The sequence below is a fragment of the Acidovorax sp. 35-64-16 genome (genome assembly GCF_002281195.1).
Taxonomy (GTDB): Bacteria; Pseudomonadota; Gammaproteobacteria; order Burkholderiales; family Burkholderiaceae_C; genus Acidovorax; species Acidovorax defluvii.
Genome location: NZ_NCFM01000014.1, coordinates 57,931 through 78,957 on the forward strand (window position 1 = coordinate 57,931; position 21,027 = coordinate 78,957).

Here is a 21,027-nt window from a genome sequence, read left to right on the forward strand (position 1 = left end):
TGGACTTCCAACCCTGGCCGTGCGTTGCTGCGCGCTTATTCCCACAGCGGTGCCGGTTGTTCGCGCAGCGCGTGGCGCAGCACCGGGTAGTCGGGCACCACCGTGGCCACTGTGCCCCAAAAGCGCGGGCTGTGGTCCATCACGCGCAAGTGCGCCAGCTCGTGCGCCACCACGTAGTCGATGATGGCCGGGCGGTAGTGCAGCAGGCGCCAGTTCAGGCGGATGGAGCCGTCGGCCTTGGCACTGCCCCAGCGGGTCTGGGCGCTGGACAGGCGCAGGCTGGTCCAGCGCACATCAAGCAGTGGCGCGAAATAATCGAGCCGGGCGGTGAAATGGCGGCGCGCATCGCGCATCAGCCAGGCCTGCACGGCATCGCGGATCTGCGCCGGGCTGGCGCTGTGGGGCAGGCCGATGCGCAGGCTCGGCCCACCAGCGTCTTCACTGCCAGAGTGCAAGGCGCCGCCCTTGCCAGTAAAGCCGTGGGTGGGGTCCAGCACCACGGTCAGCGCCTCGCCCAGGTAGGGCAACTGCGCGCCATGGCCCCAGGCGATGCGACCGCCTTCGATGCGCTGCTGGCGTTCGCGCGACTCGTTCAGTTTGCGCAGGATCCAACCCGATTTCTCGCGCAGCGCCGCATCCACGGCCGAGAGCGTGACCCACGTGGGCGCCCGCACGGCCAGACCATCGGCCCCAACCGTGAAGCCAATGCTGCGCCGGCGCACGCGCTGCAGCGCATAGGCCACCACGGCATCGCCCAGCAGCACCTCGCGGTTGGCCTGGGGATGGCGGAATTCAGCGGGGGACAGCAGCGACGCCAAGGCGGGCGCCGGTGCAGCGGAGGGAGGCGCGGCGCTTGCTCCTGTTTCAGGAGCTTCTTGCGCTTTATCGATAAGGGCTACAGGCCGTTCTGGCTTGATTTTCTCTGTCGACAAGCCCGCCACCGAGGGCGAAGCACCGGCAGCGCGCTCCTGCGGCCCGGGCGGGTCGAACAGGTCGAGCGCCAGTTGCACCAGCCGCTGCATCATGGCGCGCTCAGGGTTTGGCGGGATATGCCTCGGGGTCGAGGCGGCGCATTTCGGCTTCAATCCAGTCTTCGACCTCCCGCATCAGCTCGTCGGGCTTGCGGCCCACGCTGGGGATGGGCTGGCCAATCGACACATCCACCACCCCGGGGCGCTTGATGAAGGCCTTGCGCGGCCACACCCGTGCCGAGGTGACGGCCACGGGCACCACGGGCACCCCGGCGTCAATGGCCAGCCGCGTGCCGCCACTCTTGTATTGGCCCACCTGGCCGCGCTCTATGCGCGTGCCCTCGGGGAACATGATGACCCAGGTGCCCCGGGCCAGCAGCGCCCGGCCCTGTTGCACCACCTTGACAAAAGCCCGCACGCCCTGGCCCCGGTCGATGTGGATCATGTCCAGGCTGCCAATCGACCAGCCAAAAAACGGCACGCGCAGCAGCTCTTTCTTGAACACATAGGCCAGCGGGCGCGGCATGATCGCCGGCATGAGGAAGGTTTCGTAGGTGGACTGGTGCTTGACGAGCAGCACCACGCCCTGCTTCTCTTGCGTGGGCAGGTGCTCCATGCCGGTGATGCGGGTGCGGATGCCCATGATGACGCCGGCCGAGTCCACACTGAGCTTGAGCCAGGCCCGCGCAATGCGGTAGCGCGTGCGGCTGCTGGCACCGAACAGCCGCACCAGCAGGATGGCCAGCGTGTAGGGCACCACGGTGATGCCCATCCAGAGCATGTGAAGGATGGAACGGATCAAGGCCATATTTATAGTGTTTTTTGGTTCTAGCGCTTACCAATCAAGCGCAAGTAGCTATTAAATATATAGCATCAAGAAAAGAGCGGCGGTGCATCCGCTGCGGGGCGGTGCGATGCGTCTGGCCCACCGGCAGCCTGGTGCGCAGCCGCTGGCTGGGGCACAGGCGTTGAAGACGCCGGGGGCAGCAAATGCTCGACAAATGCTGCCAGGCTGGCATGCGCCCGCGTGGTGGCGGGAAACTCGATGGGCAAGGGCTGCCCGGGTTGCAAATGGGCCGCGCTGCCCGTGCACACCAGGTGCACCTGCGCGCCCAGCGCCGCGCCCGCCTGCAGATGCTCGGCGCAACTGCCCACCACCCGCGCATCGAAAGGCTCCACGCCATAGCGGTCGCAGATCTGTTCCAGCAGGCCGGGCGCAGGCGTGCGGCAATGGCAGGCCTCGTCGGGCGCGTGCGGGCAATAGAACACGGCGTCGATGCGCCCCCCCACCGCCGCCACCTGCCGCAGCATCTTGGCGTGGATGGCGTTGAGCGACACCACGTCGAACAGGCCCCGCCCCAGCCCCGGCTGGTTGGTGGCAACCACCACACGCCAGCCGGCATGGTTGAGCCGGGCCACGGCCTCCAGCGCGCCAGGCTGGGCGCTCCACTCCTCGGGCGAGGTGATGAAGTCATCCCCCAGCGGGTTGAGGGTGCCGTCACGGTCGAGGATGGCGAGTTTCATGGGTACCCTTGCCAAGTTGAAGCAGCCAGCCTAGCAGACGGCTCAGGAAGCCAGGCGCGAGAGATCGGCCACGCGGTTCATTGCCTCGTGCAGGGTCTTGAGCAGGCCCTGGCGGTTCAGTCGCAGGTCGAGCTGCTCGGCGTTGACCATCACGTCGTCAAAGAACGCATCCACCGGTGCGCGCAGCACGGCCAGGGTTTGCAGGCTGGCGGTGTAGTCGCCCGCATCAAACTGGGCATTGGCCTCGGGCACGAAGCGCTGCAGGGCGGTATAGAGGTCTTTTTCGGCCTGTTCCTGCAGCAAGGCGGGGTTGACGTGGGCGTCCACCGGGCCTTCGAGCTCGGCCTTCTTGAGGATGTTGCCCACGCGCTTGTTGGCCGCAGCCAGGGCCGGGCTTTCGGGCAGTGCGGCAAAGGCGCGCACCGCCGCGAGGAACTGGGGCACCTGCGCCAGCCGCTGTGGGCGCAGGGCCAGCACGGCATCGACCTCTTGCGCGCTGTAGCCCTGCTCGCGCAGGCTGCCAGCGAGGCGGTCGTAGATGAAATCGGCCAGCGCGGCCGAAGCATCGGCGATCTTGTCGCCAAACGCGGGCACGGCACCGGCCAGCAGCGCGTTGAGATCGAGCGGCAGGTCTTTCTCAACCAGCATGCGAATCACGCCCAGCGCGTGGCGGCGCAGCGCGAACGGGTCGCGGTCGCCCGTGGGCAGGTTGCCAATGCCGAACATGCCGACCAGGGTTTCGAGCTTGTCGGCCAGCGCGACCACCACGCCCGAGGTGTTGCGGGGCAGGGTATCGCCGGCAAAACGCGGCTTGTAGTGGTCTTCGATGGCATCGGCGACCGTTTCGCCCAGGCCGTCGTTGAGCGCGTAGTAGCGGCCCATCGTGCCCTGCAGCTCGGGGAACTCGCCCACCATGTCGGTCACGAGGTCGGTCTTGGCCAGTTGCGCGGCCAGGTCGGCTTGCTGCACCAGTTGCGCATCGCCCAGCTGCGTGGCAATCGCCTTGGCAATGGCGCGCACGCGCTCCACGCGTTCACCCTGCGTGCCGAGCTTGTTGTGATAGACCACCTTGGACAGGCCCTCGACGCGCGAGGCGAGCGTCTTCTTGCGGTCCTGGTCGAAGAAGAACTTGGCGTCGGCCAGACGGGGGCGCACCACGCGCTCGTTGCCGCCGATCACAAAACTCGCATCGTCGGGGTTGATGTTGCTCACCACCAGGAACTTGTTGGTCAGCTTGCCTGCGGCGTCGAGCAGCGGGAAGTATTTCTGGTTGGCCTTCATCGTGAGGATGAGGCATTCCTGCGGCACATCGAGGAACTGTTCTTCAAACTGGCAGATAAGCACATTGGGGCGCTCGACCAGCGCGGTCACTTCATCGAGCAGCGCGTCGTCTTCAATGGGGCGCGCGCCGTTGCCTGCTTGGGCGGCGGCAGCGGCCAGCTGGCGCGCGATTTCGTCGCGGCGGGCGGCAAAGCTGGCAATCACGGCGCCGTCGCTCTGCAGCACTTCGGCGTATTGGTCGGCGTGCGGCACCACCACCGGGCTCACCAGGGCCTCAAAACGGTGGCCTTGCGTGGTGCAGCCGGCGCTCAAGCCCAGCGCCTTGACGGGCACCACGGTCGTGCCGTGCAGCGCGACCAGGCCGTGCGCGGGGCGCACAAAGTGAACGCTGCTCCAGCCGGGCAGCTCGCAGTCGGTCTCCAGCTGGTAGCTCATCACCTTGGGGATGGGCAGCTTGGCAATGGCCTCGTCCAGGGCCTTTTGCAGGCCGGTGTCCAGCGTGGCACCGGTGACCAGGCTGTCGTAGAACAGCGCCTCGGCCTTGCCGTCCTGCGCACGCTTGAGCGCGGCCACAGCGGCAGCGGGGGCAGACAGGTCAGCGCCCAGGGCTTGCAGTTTTTTCAGCAGGGCGGGCGTTGCCTGGCCCTCGGCATTCAAGCCCACGCTCACAGGCATGAGCTTTTGCTGAACCGCCTTGTCCTCGGCCTTGATCGCCACATGGCTCACATGGGCCGCCAGCCGGCGCGGCGAGGCGTAGGCGGTGACGGCAGTGTCGGCAGAGGTCAGGCCTTGCGCCCTGAGCTGGTCAGCCAGCACCGTGGCGAAGGCATCGCCCAGCTTCTGGAGCGCCTTGGGGGGCAACTCTTCCACAAACAGTTCGACGAGAAGATTTTGGGTGGTCATGGGATCGATCAGCTCAAAGACGGCGTAACCGCGCTGTAGTGCAGCACGGTGGGAAAGGGGTCATAGAAATGGTGCAGCAGCGCACGCCATTCCTGGTATTGCACAGAGCCACGGAAGCCCTCGGTGTGGTCCTGCAGCCTGGCCCAGCGCACCAGCAGCACGTACTGGTGGTCGTCCTCCAGACAATGCTGCAACTCATGCCCTTCGTACCCGGGCATGGAAGCAATGATGCGCTGCGCCTGGGCAAAAGCCTGCTCAAACGCGGCCGTCTGGCCGGGCTTGATCTGCAGGGTGGCAATCTCCAGAACCATCAGGCGGCCTTCTTGGCCGTGGGTGCCATTTGTGCCACCCATTCGCGGGGCGCCATGGGAAAGCCCAGGCGTTCACGGCTCTCGTAATAGCTCTGCGCCACGGCCCGGGCCAGGTTGCGGATGCGGCCGATGTAGGCGGCGCGCTCGGTCACGCTGATGGCGCCGCGGGCATCCAGCAGGTTGAAGCTGTGCGCGGCCTTGAGCACCTGCTCGTATGCAGGCAGCGCCAGTTGCTGCTCCATAAGGTGCTTGGCCTGCTTTTCGTGCGCATTGAAGGCGGTGAACAAAAAGTCGGCGTCGCTGTGCTCGAAGTTGTAGGTGGACTGCTCCACCTCGTTTTGCTTGTACACATCGCCGTAGGTCAGCTTGGAGCCGTCGGCGCCTTCGGTCCAGGTCAGGTTGTAGACGTTGTCCACGCCCTGCAGGTACATGGCCAGGCGCTCCAGGCCGTAGGTGATCTCACCCGTGGCGGGCTTGCAGTCGATGCCGCCCACCTGCTGAAAATAGGTGAACTGCGTGACTTCCATGCCGTTGAGCCAGACCTCCCACCCCAGGCCCCAGGCGCCGAGCGTGGGGTTTTCCCAGTCGTCCTCGACAAAGCGGATGTCGTTCTTTTTCAGATCGAACCCCAGCGCTTCGAGCGAGCCCAGGTACAGCTCCAGAATGTTGGCCGGTGCGGGCTTCAGGACCACCTGGAACTGGTAATAGTGCTGCAGGCGGTTCGGGTTCTCGCCATAGCGGCCGTCCTTGGGGCGGCGGCTGGGCTGCACGTAGGCGGCCTTCCAGGGCTCGGGGCCGATGGCGCGCAGAAAGGTGGCGGTGTGGCTGGTGCCAGCGCCCACTTCCATGTCGTAGGGCTGGAGCAGTGCGCAGCCCTGGGCGTCCCAGTACGACTGCAGCTTGAGAATGATTTGCTGGAAGGTCAACATGCGTTTGTCTGGCATGGCAGCAAGGCCATGCGCGGTTGGTGTGTGTGGGTGCGCCTGGTGCTGCGCAAGATCCCCTGATTTTACGAGCCGTGGCCGCAAACAGGGCTTATAAGCAAAAAGAGCCGCAAGCGCCCGTCCATCAAGCGCAAGCAGCTCTCACTTTAATAGCAACCAGTGCGCGCGACTCAAGGCTCCCAGCGGCGCAGCACCAGGCTGGCGTTGGTTCCGCCAAAGCCGAAGCTGTTGGACAGCGCGGTGCGAATGGGCGCGTCAACCGTCTTGCGCACCAGGGGCATGCCTTCTGCGGCGGGCTCGAGCGTTTCAATGTTGGCCGAGCCGGCAATGAAGCCCTGGCGCAGCATGAGCAGGCAATAGATGGCCTCTTGCACGCCCGTGGCGCCCAGCGAGTGGCCGGTGAGTGACTTGGTGGACGAGAACGGCGGAATGGTGTCGCCAAACACTTCGCGAATGGCGCGCAGCTCGGGCACGTCGCCCACGGGGGTGGAGGTGCCGTGGGTGTTGATGTAGTCGATGGGCTCGCTCACGGTGGAGATGGCCTGGCGCATGCAGGCAATGGCGCCGTCGCCCGAAGGGGCCACCATGTCGGCGCCATCGGACGTGGCACCAAAACCGACAACCTCGCCCAGAATGGTGGCGCCGCGCGCCAGGGCGTGATCAAGGCTTTCGAGCACCACGGCACCGCCGCCACCCGACAGCACGAAGCCGTCACGATTCGCGTCGTAGGCGCGCGAGGCTTTCTCGGGCGTGTCGTTGTAGGCGCTGGACATGGCGCCCATGGCGTCAAACAGCAGGCCCATGCCCCAGGTGACCTCTTCGCCGCCGCCGGCAAACATCACGTCCTGCATGCCCCAGGCGATCTGCTGGGCTGCGGCACCGATGCAGTGCGCCGAGGTGCTGCAGGCCGAGGTGATGGAGTAGTTGATGCCCTTGATGCCGAAGTTGGTCGAGAGACACGCAGACACGGTGGAGCTCATGCAGCGCGTGACCTGGTATGGCCCCACGCGGCGGATGCCCTTGCTGCGCAGAATGTCTGCCGCCTCGATCTGGTTGGCGGGCGAGCCGCCGCCCGAACCCATGATGAGGCCGGTGCGGGGGTGCGACACCTGCTCGGGCGTGAGGCCCGACTCGGCAATGGCGTTGGCCAACGAAATGTGCGCATAGGCCGCCGCATCGCCCATGAAGCGCAGCTGCTTGCGGTCGATCAGCGCTTCCAGATCGATCTGGGGCACACCTGCCACGCGGCTGCGCATGCCCAGCTCGGCAAACTGCGGCATGGCACGGATGCCCGAGCGGCTTTCGCGCAGCGAGGCCTCCACCGTAGCCATGTCGTTGCCAATGCACGAGACGATGCCCGAGCCCGTGATCACCACGCGTTTCATGCGGCCTCTCCTTGCGGTGCTCCGTCTTTTGCCGCGTCTTCCTCGCGCTTGAACAAGCCCACGCGCAGGTCGTTGGCCACGTAAATCTCTTTGCCATCGGCCAGCAGGCGGGCATCGCCAATGGCCATGACCAGCTTGCGCTTGATGACGCGCTTGATGTCGATTTCGTAGGTCACCAGCTTGACGTCAGGCCCTACTTCGCCGGTGAACTTGACTTCGCCCGCACCCAGCGCACGGCCACGGCCAGGCAGCTGCAGCCAGGTCAGGTAAAAACCGATGAGCTGCCACATGGCATCCAGCCCCAGGCAGCCGGGCATGACCGGGTCGCCCTGGAAATGGCAGGCAAAAAACCACAGGTCAGGGCGCACATCGAGCTCGGCCCGGATTTTCCCCAGCCCATGGGCGCCGCCATCGCTGTCGATGTGGGTGATGCGGTCAAACATCAGCATGGGTGGCAGCGGCAGACGCCCGCTGTCAGCGCCGAACAGCCGGCCCTCGCCCGAGGCAATCAGTTGTTCATAGGAAAAGGAATCTGCCATTTTCAGTCGTGCTCCAGAACAGCGGCCGTGCCGCTTCAAAAATTCACCATTTGCAACCCCCTGCTACCGGTTGCAGGGCTCCATTATCAAGGCACATCCAGGCCGACCGACCGCACAGCCGCCGATTGGCCTGCCGACCGACCACCACTCCCCCGCACGGCATGACCTGGATCAATGCCTGCCATGCCGTGCGGCCGCGTGCCGTGGTGTTGGGTTTAGCGCCGCCAGCGCCGCGCGAACGCCGCACCGGCAACCACGCACACGCCCACCACCCACAAGGGCGCCAGGCCCCAGCGCGCCACCCACCAGGCATACGGCGTGATGCCCCAGCCCTGCTGTGCGCTGAGCCCGCGCCCGTGCACCTCGCCGGTCAGCACGCCACGGGTGTGGCGTGCCAGCGCATGGGTGACCACGCCCCGATGGTCGATGATGGCGGTGGCCCCGGTGTTGGTTGCGCGCACCATGGGGCGCTCGAACTCCAGCGCACGCATGCGGCTGATCTGCAGATGCTGGTCGATGGCGACGGTGTCGCCAAACCAGCCAATGTTGCTGAAATTGACAAACAGCGTGGGGGCGGTGGCCGGGTCCGCAAACCGTGCGCCCAGCTCTTCGCCAAACAAGTCCTCGTAGCAGATGTTGGGGGCAATGCGCTGCCCCGCCCAGGCCAACGAGGGCTGCCCAACGGCACCGCGATTGAAGTCGCCCAGGGGAATGTTCATCATGGCCGTGAACCACTTGAAGAACGGCGGGATGAACTCGCCGAACGGCACCAGATGGTGCTTGTCATACTGGTACGGCACCTGCTGGGCGGGCTTCAGGCCCAGCACCGAATTGGTGTAGCCGCGCGCCTCGTCGCCCAGCGGAATGCCGATCAGCGCTGCCTGCTGGCCCTGGCCGAAATGCGCCGCCAGCCCCTCCAGATACCCCGGCATGAGTTGCTGCGGCAGCAGCGGGATGGCGGTTTCAGGCGCCACGACGAGGGTTGCCTTGGCCGCGAGCAGTGCATCGGCATACCACCGCAGCGCCAGCGGCACGCCGCTGCCGGGCTGGAACTTTTCGTCCTGCGGAATATTGCCCTGCAGCAGTGCCAGGCTGATGGGGGCAGGCTGCGCCGCCGCCGGTGTGTGGCACCACTCGATGGCGCATTGGCGCTGCAGCCCCGCGCCCACCAGCACCAGCGCGCCCCCCGACACGAGTGCCCAGGCGCGCAGGCTGCGCCAATCGCTGGTGCGCGCCTGCGCCAGCAGCATGGCCAGCACCGCGGCCACGAACCCGACGCCATACACCCCCACGGTGCGCGCCAGCGCACTCAAGGGCCCTTGCACATGTGCATAGCCGCCAGCGCCCCAGGGAAAGCCCGTCCACAGCGTGCCGCGGGCCAGCTCGGCCAGCAACCAGACCGCTCCGAAAAGCATAGCTACCAGCGCACGGTGGGCGGGCGCAAAACGCGAAAAAAGCGCCAAAGCGGCAGCGTAATAGCCGCCCAGAAAGCCCGCCAACCCCAGCACGGCAACCACCGCGAGCGGCGCCGCCAGGCCGCCATAGGTGTGCATGGAGATGAAAAGCCACCAGAAGGTGGCCGCCAGCCAGGCGGTGGCGAACACCCAGCCCAGGCCGGCAGCCTGGCGCCAGGTCGTTGGGCCGCGCACCAGCCAGGCCAGCACCGCCAGCGACAGGATTTGCAGCCACCACTGCGGCGCGCCATTCCCGGGCCAGGCCAGCGACAACGCCTGCGCCACACCCGCCGCAGCGGCCAGGCAGGCGCGCACGGCGAACGCAGCCCCAGGCAGGCGTGGCAGCCGGGCCATCAGTCGGCGGCGCTGTTTTCGTCGACGCGCGACACCTTGAACCAGCGCACTGCGCCGCCCTTGGTGTGCAGCACCACAAAGTGCAGTCCGCACAGCTGCAGGTGCTCGCCGCGCTTGGGCACATGGCCCATTTCATGGGCGATCAGACCGCCGATGGTGTCGAAGGTTTCGTCGGGATCGCTGCCTTGCACGGTCACACCAAAGGCCTCGGCCACACGCTCGATGGGGGTGTCGCCGCTCACGCGGTAGGTGCGGTCTGCCAGACCAAAGATGTCGCCTTCGTCCTCGGGGATGTCGAACTCGTCCTCGATCTCGCCCACGATCTGTTCCAGCACATCCTCGATGGTGATGAGACCTGCCACACGGCCGAATTCGTCGATCACGATGGCCAGGTGGTTGCGGTTGCCGCGAAACTCGCGCAGCAGGTCGTTGAGCCCCTTGGTTTCCGGCACAAAGGCGGCCGGGCGCAGCAAGGCGCGGATGTTCAGCTCGGGTGCCCGCTGCAGCTTGAGCAGGTCTTTGGCCATGAGGATGCCGATGATGTTTTCGCGCTCCCCCTGGTACACCGGAAAGCGCGAATGCGCGGTGTTGATCACCAGCCGCAGCAGCTCGTCGAAGGGCGCCTCGATGTTGACGAGGTCCATGCGTGGTGCGGCCACCATCACATCGCCGGCCGTCATGTCGGCCATGCGGATGACGCGCTCAAGCATCACGCGGGAGTCGGCGCCAATGATTTCGTTGTCCTCGGCCTCGGCCAGGGTTTCAATGAGCTCTTCAGTGGAGTCCGGTCCGGGATGAATGAACTCGGCCACTTTTTGCAGAAAAGTGCGCTTGTCTTCCTTGTCGGGCAAGCGCTGGGGGTGCGGGTCGGACACTGTCTTGGAGTGCAGGACGTGCGGTAGTGAAACAGGCCGCTAGGATACCGGATTGTTGTGACACCGCCCCTGCCGCGGGCCGACGAGTGGCTATTCGGCCGATTGGTGGCGGGCTTTGCGCACGCCTTGGCGTACTTCCTGCACACCCGCCAGAAAGTCCCAGAACTGCTTTGCCTGGCGCTTGAGGCGGTAGTCCAGCTCGGCGTATTGCTGCTCGACAATCTCGGCCATGCGCGTGTCCAGGCTGGGCGGGGCAATCTGCAGATAGGCCTCGGATTCAGATCCGTCGCGCTGCACCGTGGCACCCGCGTTGCGCGCAATCTTGAGCATGGCGGTGTTTTCCGTCAGTGCATGGATGAACACCATGTTCACCCCTTCATTGCGGGCGTGCATGACGGCCCGTTCAAACAGCCGCGCACCAAATCCCCGGCCACGCGCCTTCTTGAGCACCGACACGCCAAACTCGGCACATTGCTTGTGATCGGCGTTCTCGGCAAACGCCAGATGGGCCATGGCGATGAGCTCCAGACGGCGGTTGTAGATGCCGAAGATTTCGTCGCGATCAAAATCGAGCTGCTCGGTGTAGCGGCGAATCTGCTCGTCGGTGGCGGCGTAGCCAAAGCGCAGGTAGCGGTCTGGCGGCTCCAGCTGCAACAGATGCTGCGTGATGCGCTCGCGGTAAGACGGGCCCAGCGCTCGGATGGGCACCATCACGGGAGTGGGCGCGTGGGCCTCACCCGACGAACGGCCAGAGAGGGGCGTCAGCATGTCCTTGCCAGCGTCCCACGAAGCCTTGAGCCAGTCTTTGGTTGCGATCATGGAGTCCACTTTACGGGTTTTCCCTCGTCAATTCCACATTTTTTGCTGCACTGCAACAAAAATAGTGGCGCCTACCAAAACCCAACAAAATGCGCTAAGACCCATACGGATAAAGCGCTTACAGCTACTAACATCATAGCAACTGTTACACAACCACCCCGTTGCGGCGTCCTGCCAGCGTCACACGGGCACGGCGGTGGTGGCTTTTACCCGGTCGAGCACGAAGCTCGTTTTGCAATCCTGCACGCTGGGGTGTTTGAGCAGCGTATCCATGATGAAGCGGCTGTAGTGCGCCATGTCGGCCACCACCACGCGCAGCAGGTAATCCATCTCACCCGTGAGTGCGGCGCACTCCACCACTTCGGGCCAGGTCTGCACGCTGGCGCGAAACAGGTCCATGGGATTGCGCTTGTGGCTTTCGGTGTGTTTTTCGAGCCGCACATTGAGGTAGGCCGTCAGCCCCAGCCCCACGGCCTCGGGCCGGACCAGTGCCACATAGCGGGCGATCACGCCACTGTCTTCCAGGCGCTTGACGCGGCGCAGCACGGCGCTGGGAGACAGGCCCACCTGCTCGCCAATCACATCGTAGGTTTCGCGTCCGTTGTCCTGCAGGCGGCGCAGGATGGCCTTGTCCAGCTTGTCGAGGGCATTGGCGTCGTTCATTGCGCAGGATTCTACGAACAGGGCCGGCGTCAGGCGCCCCCGATTTCGGGGCACCGGGTATGTCCCGATAGTGACAACGCACAGGCCGCTGAACAATGAACTTCGCGAAAAAGTACGGCCGTTCTTTTTCGCGAAACCAAAAATCAAATACCAGGAGACAAACACATGACCGGTTTTACCAGGCGCCTCTTGCGCCACCTTTCGTTCGCTGTCACGGCCTGCGCGCTCATGCTCGGGGCCAGCGCCCATGCGCAAAATGGCTACACCCAGACACGCTACCCCATCGTGCTGGTGCATGGGCTTTTTGGCTTTGATTCGGCGCTGGGCGTGGATTATTTTTATGGCATTCCGGACGCCCTGCGACAAGGCGGGGCGCGGGTCTTTGTGGCGCAGGTATCTGCCGCCAACAGCACCGAGGTGCGCGGTGAGCAATTGCTGGCACAGGTGAAGACCATTCTGGCCGTCACCGGCGCGTCCAAGGTGAACCTGGTGGGGCATTCGCACGGCGGGCCCACCACGCGCTACGTGGCCGGTGTGGCGCCGGGTCTGGTGGCATCGGTCACCTCGATTGGCGGCGTCAACCGGGGCTCCCGCGTGGCCGATATCCTGCGCGGCGTGGCGCCCGCCGGATCGGTCTCGGAAACCGTGGCCAACGGCGCCGCCTCGGCGTTGGTGGGGTTGATCAACCTGGTGTCGGGCGGCAGCGGCCTGCCACAAATGCCCACGTCAGCGCTCGATTCGCTCACCACCGCCGGGCTGGCAGACTTCAACCGCCGGTTTCCACAGGCTGTCCCCACGGGCTGCGGCAGCGGTGCCGAGCTGGTGAATGGCGTGCGCTATTACTCGTGGACCGGCACCCAGCAACTCACCAACGTGCTGGACGTGACCGACGGCCCACTCGCCGTCATGGGGCTGGTGTTTGGCGAAGCCAATGACGGGCTGGTGTCGGCCTGCTCCTCGCGCCTGGGCAAGCATCTGGGCGACTACCGCCAGAACCACCTGGACGAAGTGAACCAGCTGGTGGGCCTGCGCGACTGGTTCTCTGCAGATCCGGTCACGCTGTACCGCCAGCACGCCAACCGCCTCAAACAGGTCGGCCTGTAACGCCATGCCCCGCCACCGCACCCTGCCTGTGGCGGCCGCCGCCGCCACGGTAGCCGCCGGCGCGCTGCTGTGGCTGGCCTGGCCGGCGGACCCTGCGCCACTGCGCACGCAGCTGCAACCCGGGGGCGCGGCGGTGGCCGGCCACAACCCCGGCGCCCTGCGCGCTGCAACGCCGACAGAGCACCGCCTCGCAGCGCAGGCTGCGGGCGCCGGCGTGGATGGCCGCGATTCTTTTCTGACCCGCGAACTGCGCAACACCCTCGAAGCCCTGCTGCTGGAGGCTGGCGACGCCGCCGACCCCGCCACACTGAAGCAGCGCCTTGCCGCACTGGTGGGGCGGCACTTTGCCCCCGACCTCGCCACCCGCGCGCTGGCGATGGCCGAGCGCTACGTGGATTACCGCGTGGCCCTGGGGCAACTGCGCGCCCCCACCGACCTCGCCGACCCGCGGGCCCTGCGCAGCGCACTGGCAGAGCGCGAGCAATTGCGTCGCCAGCATTTTCAGGACGAGGAATACGAAGCGCTTTTTGCGCACGAGGCCGAGCTTGACCAGTACACCCTCGCGCGTCTTGAGATCGCCCACAACCCCACGCTGACCGCACAACAAAAAGAACTGGCCCTGCGCGAGGCGCAAGCCGCGCTGTCCCCTGAGCGCCAGGCCGAGCGCGCCAGCGCCACCCTTCATATGACCGTGGCCCAACAGACCCAGCAATTCAATGCCCAGGGCACGGACGAGCGCACGCGCCACGCCGCCCGCAGCGCCCAATATGGTGAAGAGGCCGCACGCGCCCTGGCCCAGCTCGACCGGGACGAGACCGACTGGCAAAACCGGCTCGACCAGTACAGCCAGGCCCAGGCGCAAACCACCGACAGCGCCGCCTTGCAGCAGTTGCGCCAGCAACTCTTCACGCCGCAAGAGCAGCAGCGCCTGGCCGCCGCACAGGCCGTGCGCAAGCTGCAGCCGGCGCCCGCCCCGCGCTAAGCCCTGCCCCAAAGAAGGCGACAAGACACCGCAGAGGGCCGCGAACCGGCTAGCACCATCCCTTCATCGCGCATTGATCTGACGCAGCATTCCTGCAAACAACCGTTCATTGCATCTCCAAATCGCCGGAAACATGAGACAGCACGCGCCTACAGTGCACGGCATTCCTATTTTTTTGGCCGGAGACAACATGAACGCAACATTGCCGCAGCAAGCCACGCAAGACACCGCCGCCTGGGAGAACCCCATGGGCACGGACGGGTTCGAATTCATCGAATTCGCCGCGCCCGACCCGCAGGCCATGGGCAAGGTGTTCGAGGGCATGGGCTTCAGGCCGGTGGCGCGCCACCGCCACAAGAACGTGCTGCTGTACCGCCAGGGCGAGATCAACTTCATCATCAACGCCGAGCCCGACAGCTTTGCCCAGCGCTTTGCCCGCCTGCACGGCCCCAGCGTCTGCGCCATTGCCTTTCGCGTGCACGACACCAAAGCCGCCTACGAGCGCGCGCTGGGTCTGGGCGCCTGGGGCTACGCGGGCGTGGCGGGGCCGGGCGAGCTGAACATTCCGGCCATCAAGGGCGTGGGCGACAGCCTGATTTATCTGGTGGACCGCTGGCGCGGCAAAAACGGCGCCCAGCCGGGCGACATCGGCAACATCGGCTTCTTTGACGTGGACTTCGAACCCCTGCCCGGCGTGAGCGCCGACGAGGCCCTTAACCCCGTGGGCCATGGCCTGACCTACATCGACCACCTCACGCACAACGTGCACCGGGGCCGGATGAACGAATGGGCCGACTTTTACGAGCGCGTGTTCAACTTTCGCGAGATCAAATACTTCGATATTGAAGGCCAGGTCACAGGCGTCAAGAGCAAGGCCATGACCAGCCCCTGCGGCAAGATCCGCATCCCGATCAATGAAGAGGGCAAGGAAAAGTCCGGCCAGATCCAGGAGTACCTGGACATGTACAAGGGCGAGGGCATCCAGCACATCGCCATGGGCTCGGACCACCTCTACGACACCGTGGACGCGCTGCGCGCCAGCGGCGTGCGCCTGCTCGACACGCCCGACACCTACTACGAGCTGGTGGAAAAACGCATCCCCGGCCACGGCGAGCCGCTGCAGGCCCTGAAAGACCGCAAGATCCTGATCGACGGCGTGGCCGGCAAGCTGCTGCTGCAGATCTTCAGCGAGAACCAGCTGGGGCCCATCTTCTTCGAGTTCATCCAGCGCAAGGGCGACGACGGCTTTGGCAACGGCAACTTCAAGGCGCTGTTTGAAAGCATCGAGCTCGACCAGATCCGGCGCGGCGTGCTCGAAGGCAAGAAGGCCTGAGCGGAATACGGCCATGGCCATCGAACCCGTCGTCTACGGCGCCAGCGAGCGGGCGCCGCGCGGCGACTACTCGCGCGCAGCCGCCAACTACACCTGCCCGCAAAACCATGCGGCCTACACCGCCGCCGACCACGACACCTACCGGCGCCTGTACGAGCGCCAGAGCGCCCTGCTGCCGGGCCTGGCCAGCGAGGCCTTCATCGCCGCCCTGCCCTCGCTGGGCATCAAGGACCACATTCCACGCTTCGAGGAAATCAACGAGCGCCTGTACCGCGCCACGCGCTGGGAGATCGTGGCCGTGCCGGGGCTGATTCCCGAGGTGCCGTTCTTCACGCTGCTGGCCAACCGCCAGTTCCCTGTCACGGACTGGATCCGTACACCACAAGAGTTTGACTACATCGTCGAACCCGACATCTTTCACGACCTGTTCGGCCATGTGCCGCTGCTGTTCAACCCGGTGTTTGCCGACTATGTGCAGCGCTACGGCCAGGGCGGGCTCAAGGCCCAGCAGCTCGGCGCGTGCGAGATGCTGAGCCGCCTGTACTGGTACACCATCGAGTTCGGGCTGATCCGGGAGGCCGGTGGACTGCGTGCGTATGGCGCAGGCATCCTGAGTTCATCAGGGGAGTTGCCGTATGCCGTGCAAAGCCCCGAACCCCAACGCCTGCCCCTGCAGCTGGAGCGCACCATGCGCACGCGCTACAAGATCGACACCTACCAGCAGACATATTTCGTGATCGACAGTTTTGAGCAGCTGTTTGACATGACGGCGGCGGACTTTGCGCCGATGTATGAGCGGCTGCGGGGGATGCCGGAGTTTGCGGCGGATGAGCGGGGCGTTGTGGTTTGATTTTTGAATGGAATTGGCCGCTGGCGCTTATTTATCAAGCGCTAGCAGCTATTGTTTTTATAGCTTGGTGGGTGCGCTGGGTGAGGGCGGAGGCCGGGTCTCGCCCCGGCGGGCGAGGTACTTTTCTTTGCTTCGCCAAAGAAACGTACCCAAAAGAAAGGCGACCCTACACGCTGCGTCCCTTCGCTTCGCTGCGGGCAACCTGCGGTGCTCGCGTCCAGCGGGGTCTCGCTCGAACTCGCTTCGCTCAAACAATCGCGAGCCCTGATCCGCTGGCCGCTGCGCTCCTCGGCGCATCCTGAAGGGAACCCGAAGCCGGACACCCCTTCGGGCCATCGCTTCGCTCGGCCCAGTTTGCGCAGCGCGTGGCGCTTGCGCCCGCGCGGTGTGGGCCGAGCGCAGCGATGGCCCGTGCGGCTGTTTGGCGGTTTACCCCCTTCTGGCTGCGCCTGCGGCGGGGCGCTTGCGGGGTGAGCATGGGCGCCTTCGCGCGCATGCCTCGTCAACTGACTCGCCGTGGTTGTCCGAACGGAGCGCCGCAGGCGCGCAGTGAGTTACGCGGCGCACCCCGCAAACGCCCCGACGCAGGTTTGCCCCGTAGCAACGCGAAGGGGTCGCAGACTGCAGGGTCGCCTTTCTTTTGCTTACTTTTCTTTGGCGAAGCAAAGAAAAGTGAGTCGCCCGCCGGGGCGAGACCCGGCCTCCGCCCTCAAAAAACACACAACATTCACTACAAAAACAATAGCTACTACCGCTTGATACATAAGCGCCAGCACCCAAAAACGCCCAAACCGAACATCACCCCCGCGCAATCTCCTCAAGACAAGCCCGCATTACCGCTGGATCAAAAGCCATCTGCATATGCGCAACCCCCTCCACCAACCGGTTGTCCGCGCCCGCCAACATCGCCGTGCCCGCCGGAAAAACGATGTTGTCGCAGTTCGAATACCAGCAGGTAAACCGGGCCGCACGGGCCGCAGGCTCTTCCTGCTGCAATTGCCGCACCCACTCGCCCCCCAGCGCCATTTGCTGGCCATTCACCGAGCGGCTGAAACGCCCGGCCCAGGTGCCGCCATGCGGCGTTCCCAGCGTGATGACCCGGTGCACGCGCGCCGCAGCGCTGTCCGCAGGCAACGAGCGCAGCCAGGCGCGGACCACCAGCCCGCCCATGCTGTGGCCCACCACCACCGGGGCCATGCCGGTGGCCTCTTGCACCCGCTGCACGGCAGCGTCGATGGTGGCGGTGTAGTCGTCTATCGAGCCAAAGGCGGGTTCCAGCGTGACCGCTACATGGGCGTGGCCGCGCTCGCGCAGCGCGGCCATCCACGGCAGCCAGAAGCCGCGGTTGCACAGAAAGCCGTGCACAAGCACCACGCCCCGGCGCGTGGCCTGCTGGCCAGGCGACAGGGGTGACAGGGGTGACAGGGGCGGCAGCCAGTCGGGCTCGGCGTTGTGGCGAAAAGGCTGGCGCCAGCCAAACACCACCAGCGCCAGCCGCGCCTCGGCCCACCAGGCCACCACCAGTTGCCGCCATGACGGCCGTGGCGCGTGGTCGGACCGGTTCACGCGCCGCATGATCACAAACTGCAGCCCCAGCACCAGCCCGAACAACGCCAGTGCGCCACCCACGCCCGCCAGCGCCACCAGCGGCGAGCGGGGCCACTGCCATGCCAGCCAGGCGATGGTGGCCAGTGCATTGAAAAGGACCACAACTTGCTGCCAGCGTGCGTTCATGGAATCGGGTTTGTCGTTGTAAAGCAGCGCGCATTGTGCGGCCTGGCCCTTCAGCACTGCTTGGATGCGGCGACGCGAAACCCTGCAGACGCTCTGGCTGTTGGACGCCAACCCTGTCGCCTGCGAGACCGAACCGGCCCGCACCCTAGGACAAGCCCGGTAGTCGAATTCGCGCCCCTGCTCCCACAATCTGTGCCCACACCTATTCCCCCCTTTCGGAGCACCCGAGGACACCGCATGGAAAAGATCTGGCTCAAAAGCTACCCCCCGGGGGTTCCCCACGATGTGCAGCCCGAGCAATACCGCTCGGTGGCGCACCTTCTGGAAGAATCCTTTCGCAAGCACGCATCGAGCCCGTTTTCGGTCTGCATGGACCAGTGGATGTCCTATGGCGAACTGGAGCGCCTGTCGGCAGCCCTGGGCGCCTACCTGCAGGGCCTGGGGCTTGAGCCCGGTGCGCGCGTGGCCATCATGCTGCCCAACGTGCCGCAATTTGGCGTGACCATGGCGGCCGTGCTGCGCGCCGGCTACACCTGCGTCAACGTGAACCCGCTCTACACCGCGCGCGAGCTGGAGCACCAGCTCAAGGATTCGGGCGCCACGGCCATCGTGATCCTGGAGAACTTTGCCCACACCCTGAGCGAAATCGTCGACCACACGGCGGTGCAGCATGTGGTGATGGCATCCATGGGCGATCTGCTGGGCACTTTTTATGGCCGGTGGATCACCTTTGCCGTACGCCACCTGGCCAAGATGGTGCCCGCCTACGAGTTGCCCCTGTCCCATGGCCGCAAGGTGGTCAGTTTCAAAAAGGCGCTGTCGCTGGGCGAGCGCCGCACGCTGGCCCCCAGCCAGGCCACGCTCGACTCCATCGCCTTTTTGCAATACACGGGCGGCACCACAGGCTTGTCCAAGGGTGCGGTGCTCACCCACCGCTGCATTGTGGCCGCCACGCTGCAGGCCGAGGCCTGGTTCACCCCGGCTCTGGCCAAGGTGGGCGATCTCAGCCGCGCCAACAGCATTGCCGCGCTGCCGCTGTACCACATCTTCGCGCTCACGCTGTGCCTGCTGGCCATCCGCCAGGGCTCCAGCCTCACGCTGATTCCCAACCCGCGCGACATTCCCAAATTCGTCGAGGTGCTCAAAAAGCGTCCCTTCCACATGCTGCCGGCCGTGAACACGCTGTTCAACGCGCTGCTGCAGCACCCGCAGTTCAAGTCCATCGATTTTTCGCACCTGTGCGTGTCGCAGGCTGGCGGCATGGCCGCATCAGAGGGGACGGCGCGCCACTGGCAAAAGGTCACGGGCAGCACCATGATCGAGGGCTGGGGCATGAGCGAGACCTGCGCCATCGGCACCAACAACCCCGTGACCAACACCGAGTTCAGCGGCTCCATCGGCCTGCCGCTGCCGGGCATCGACATCGCCATCAAGGACGACGCGGGCAACAGCCTGGCGCTGGGCGAATCGGGCGAAATCTGCATCCGCGGCCCCAATGTGATGACCGGCTACTACAACCAGCCTGCCGAAAACGCGCTGGCCTTCACGGCCGACGGTTTCATGCGCACGGGCGACATCGGCATCATGGACGCGCAGGGCTACACGCGCATCATCGACCGCAAGAAGGACATGATTTTGGTGAGCGGCTTCAACGTGTTCCCCAACGAGCTCGAACAGGTCATCAGCCTGTGCCCCGGCGTGGTGGAGTGCGCGGCCATCGGCATCCCGGATGAAAAACAGGGCGAGGCCATCAAGGTGTTCATCATCAAGAACGACCCGGCCCTCACCGAAGACGAGGTGACCAATTTCTGCCACGCCAACCTCACCGGTTACAAGCGCCCCAAGTACATCGAGTTCCGCGACGAGCTGCCCAAAAGCAACGTGGGCAAGATCCTGCGGCGCGAGCTGCGCGCGGCCAAGTAATTTCGTTCACTCACCTATTCATAGCAGATGCCGCAACACCCACCTGCGCTGCCGCCCGATATCACGGTGCTGGAGCGCGGCTGGCTGTCGGCCAACAGCATCGTGTTCAGTGGGCGGCACGGCACGGCGGTGGTGGACACCGGCTACTGCAGCCACGCCGACCAGACGGTGGCGCTGGTGCACGGCGCACTGGCGGGCCGTGCGCTCGACCGCATTCTCAACACCCACCTGCACAGCGACCACTGCGGCGGCAACGCCGCGCTGCAACAGGCCTGGCCAGGGGTGGAGACCTCCATCCCGCCGGGGCAGGCTGCCCAGGTGCGCAGCTGGGACGCCTATGCGCTCAGCTACACCCCCACCGGCCAGGAATGCCCGCCATTTCGCTTCGACACCCTGCTGCAACCCGGCACCACCACGCTGCTGGGCGACAGGGCCTGGCAGGTGCACGCCGCGCCGGGGCACGACACGCACTCGGTGGTGCTGTTCGAGCCGCACAACCGCATCCTGATCTCGGCCGACGCGCTGTGGGAAAACGGCTTTGGCGTGGTCTTTCCCGAGCTGGAGGGCGAAAGCGCCTTTGCCGATGTGGCCGCCACCCTCGATGTGATTGAGCACCTGGCTCCGCGCACCGTGATCCCGGGCCACGGCCCGGTGTTTACCGACGCGGCCCGCGCACTCGACGGCGCCCGCCGTCGCCTGGACGGCTTTGCGCGCAACCCGGCCAAACACGCGCTTTATGCCGCCAAGGTGTTGCTCAAGTACAAGCTGCTCGAATGGCAGCAGATTGCGCTGGCAGACCTGCTCGCCTGGGCGCGGGCCACGCCCTATTTCGGTATGCTGCACGCCCGCCACTTTGCCGACCGGGACCAGGCCGAATGGCTGCAAAGTCTGGCCGATGATCTGGTGCGGTCAGGTGCCGCCGTGAGCCAGGGTGAGTGGCTGCACAACGCTTGACGCCGCAGGGTGCCGAGGGGCCCTGCCACCACCGCAGCGACAACCGGGTTGCGACATATTTAACAAAAACAGGCTACAGCCCTTATATAACAAGCGCTAACAGCTATTAATTTAATAGCATAAA

At 65.5% G+C, this 21,027-nt stretch carries 19 protein-coding genes; 6 read left to right on the forward strand and 13 right to left on the reverse strand.

What is annotated here, in order from left to right:
• Nucleotides 1-35 precede the first annotated feature (35 nt).
• The 12 genes from B7Y64_RS10920 to B7Y64_RS10975 all read right to left on the reverse strand — a co-directional run bounded on the left by B7Y64_RS10920 (nt 36) and on the right by B7Y64_RS10975 (nt 12,023).
• A complete protein-coding gene (locus B7Y64_RS10920) occupies nt 36-1,022 on the reverse strand; it encodes a SprT family zinc-dependent metalloprotease (protein WP_291325334.1) in 987 nt (328 codons plus the stop codon).
• A gap of 10 nt (nt 1,023-1,032) precedes the next feature.
• Nucleotides 1,033-1,779: a lysophospholipid acyltransferase family protein gene (locus B7Y64_RS10925; protein WP_291325329.1), complete on the reverse strand. Its 747-nt coding sequence runs from the start codon at nt 1,777-1,779 to the stop codon at nt 1,033-1,035.
• Nucleotides 1,780-1,844: 65 nt separating this feature from the next.
• The gene (locus tag B7Y64_RS10930) at nt 1,845-2,495 is read right to left on the reverse strand and encodes an HAD-IIIA family hydrolase (RefSeq protein WP_291325330.1); all 651 of its coding nucleotides are present in this window, start codon (nt 2,493-2,495) and stop codon (nt 1,845-1,847) included.
• A gap of 42 nt (nt 2,496-2,537) precedes the next feature.
• Nucleotides 2,538-4,679: a glycine--tRNA ligase subunit beta gene (glyS, locus tag B7Y64_RS10935; protein ID WP_291328856.1), complete on the reverse strand. Its 2,142-nt coding sequence runs from the start codon at nt 4,677-4,679 to the stop codon at nt 2,538-2,540.
• A gap of 8 nt (nt 4,680-4,687) precedes the next feature.
• Nucleotides 4,688-4,990, reverse strand: a complete 303-nt coding sequence (locus tag B7Y64_RS10940) for an antibiotic biosynthesis monooxygenase (protein WP_111866568.1) — start codon at nt 4,988-4,990, stop codon at nt 4,688-4,690.
• Nucleotides 4,990-5,919 carry a glycine--tRNA ligase subunit alpha gene (gene glyQ / locus B7Y64_RS10945; protein WP_111866570.1) on the reverse strand — a complete coding sequence of 310 codons (930 nt, stop codon included), beginning with the start codon at nt 5,917-5,919 and terminating at the stop codon, nt 4,990-4,992. The genes B7Y64_RS10940 and glyQ overlap by 1 nt, the downstream gene beginning before the upstream one ends.
• 185 nt (nt 5,920-6,104) lie before the next feature.
• On the reverse strand, nt 6,105-7,319 hold the full coding sequence (fabB, locus tag B7Y64_RS10950; RefSeq protein ID WP_291328858.1) for a beta-ketoacyl-ACP synthase I: 1,215 nt from the start codon (nt 7,317-7,319) through the stop codon (nt 6,105-6,107).
• Nucleotides 7,316-7,858 (reverse strand): 3-hydroxyacyl-[acyl-carrier-protein] dehydratase FabA, encoded by a 543-nt coding sequence (fabA, locus tag B7Y64_RS10955; RefSeq protein ID WP_291328860.1) that lies wholly within the window; start codon nt 7,856-7,858, stop codon nt 7,316-7,318. Before fabA ends, fabB begins: the two co-directional genes overlap by 4 nt.
• Before the next feature lie 215 nt (nt 7,859-8,073).
• A complete protein-coding gene (gene lnt / locus B7Y64_RS10960; RefSeq protein WP_291328862.1) occupies nt 8,074-9,666 on the reverse strand; it encodes an apolipoprotein N-acyltransferase in 1,593 nt (530 codons plus the stop codon).
• Complete coding sequence (locus B7Y64_RS10965) at nt 9,666-10,541, reverse strand: transporter associated domain-containing protein (protein ID WP_291328864.1); 876 nt, start codon at nt 10,539-10,541, stop codon at nt 9,666-9,668. The genes lnt and B7Y64_RS10965 overlap by 1 nt, the downstream gene beginning before the upstream one ends.
• A 90-nt stretch (nt 10,542-10,631) precedes the next feature.
• On the reverse strand, nt 10,632-11,360 hold the full coding sequence (locus B7Y64_RS10970; protein ID WP_291325530.1) for a GNAT family N-acetyltransferase: 729 nt from the start codon (nt 11,358-11,360) through the stop codon (nt 10,632-10,634).
• Between the two features lie 180 nt (nt 11,361-11,540).
• On the reverse strand, nt 11,541-12,023 hold the full coding sequence (locus tag B7Y64_RS10975; RefSeq protein WP_024813046.1) for an Lrp/AsnC family transcriptional regulator: 483 nt from the start codon (nt 12,021-12,023) through the stop codon (nt 11,541-11,543).
• Nucleotides 12,024-12,188: 165 nt separating this feature from the next.
• On the opposite strand from B7Y64_RS10975, the gene B7Y64_RS10980 reads away from it, so the two are divergent.
• The 4 genes from B7Y64_RS10980 to phhA all read left to right on the forward strand — a co-directional run bounded on the left by B7Y64_RS10980 (nt 12,189) and on the right by phhA (nt 16,292).
• Entirely contained in the window at nt 12,189-13,127 is a 939-nt protein-coding gene (locus tag B7Y64_RS10980) for a triacylglycerol lipase (RefSeq protein ID WP_291328866.1), read from the forward strand.
• Nucleotides 13,128-13,131: 4 nt separating this feature from the next.
• The gene (locus tag B7Y64_RS10985; protein ID WP_291328878.1) at nt 13,132-14,109 is read left to right on the forward strand and encodes a lipase secretion chaperone; all 978 of its coding nucleotides are present in this window, start codon (nt 13,132-13,134) and stop codon (nt 14,107-14,109) included.
• 190 nt (nt 14,110-14,299) lie between these two features.
• Nucleotides 14,300-15,442, forward strand: coding sequence for a 4-hydroxyphenylpyruvate dioxygenase (gene hppD, locus B7Y64_RS10990; protein ID WP_291327191.1), 1,143 nt, complete (start codon nt 14,300-14,302; stop codon nt 15,440-15,442).
• Nucleotides 15,443-15,455: 13 nt separating this feature from the next.
• Nucleotides 15,456-16,292: a phenylalanine 4-monooxygenase gene (gene phhA, locus B7Y64_RS10995; RefSeq protein WP_291327188.1), complete on the forward strand. Its 837-nt coding sequence runs from the start codon at nt 15,456-15,458 to the stop codon at nt 16,290-16,292.
• Between the two features lie 798 nt (nt 16,293-17,090).
• On the opposite strand, the gene B7Y64_RS11000 is transcribed toward phhA, so the two are convergent.
• Nucleotides 17,091-18,026, reverse strand: coding sequence for an alpha/beta fold hydrolase (locus B7Y64_RS11000; protein WP_291328880.1), 936 nt, complete (start codon nt 18,024-18,026; stop codon nt 17,091-17,093).
• 237 nt (nt 18,027-18,263) lie between these two features.
• Here B7Y64_RS11000 and B7Y64_RS11005 point away from each other — a divergent pair, with 237 nt between their 5' ends.
• Together B7Y64_RS11005 and B7Y64_RS11010 are read left to right on the forward strand one after the other, a co-directional pair.
• Nucleotides 18,264-19,949, forward strand: coding sequence for an AMP-binding protein (locus B7Y64_RS11005; protein ID WP_291327184.1), 1,686 nt, complete (start codon nt 18,264-18,266; stop codon nt 19,947-19,949).
• A 27-nt stretch (nt 19,950-19,976) separates the two neighbouring features.
• On the forward strand, nt 19,977-20,903 hold the full coding sequence (locus B7Y64_RS11010; RefSeq protein WP_291327182.1) for an MBL fold metallo-hydrolase: 927 nt from the start codon (nt 19,977-19,979) through the stop codon (nt 20,901-20,903).
• The last annotated feature ends 124 nt before the right edge of the window (nt 20,904-21,027 follow it).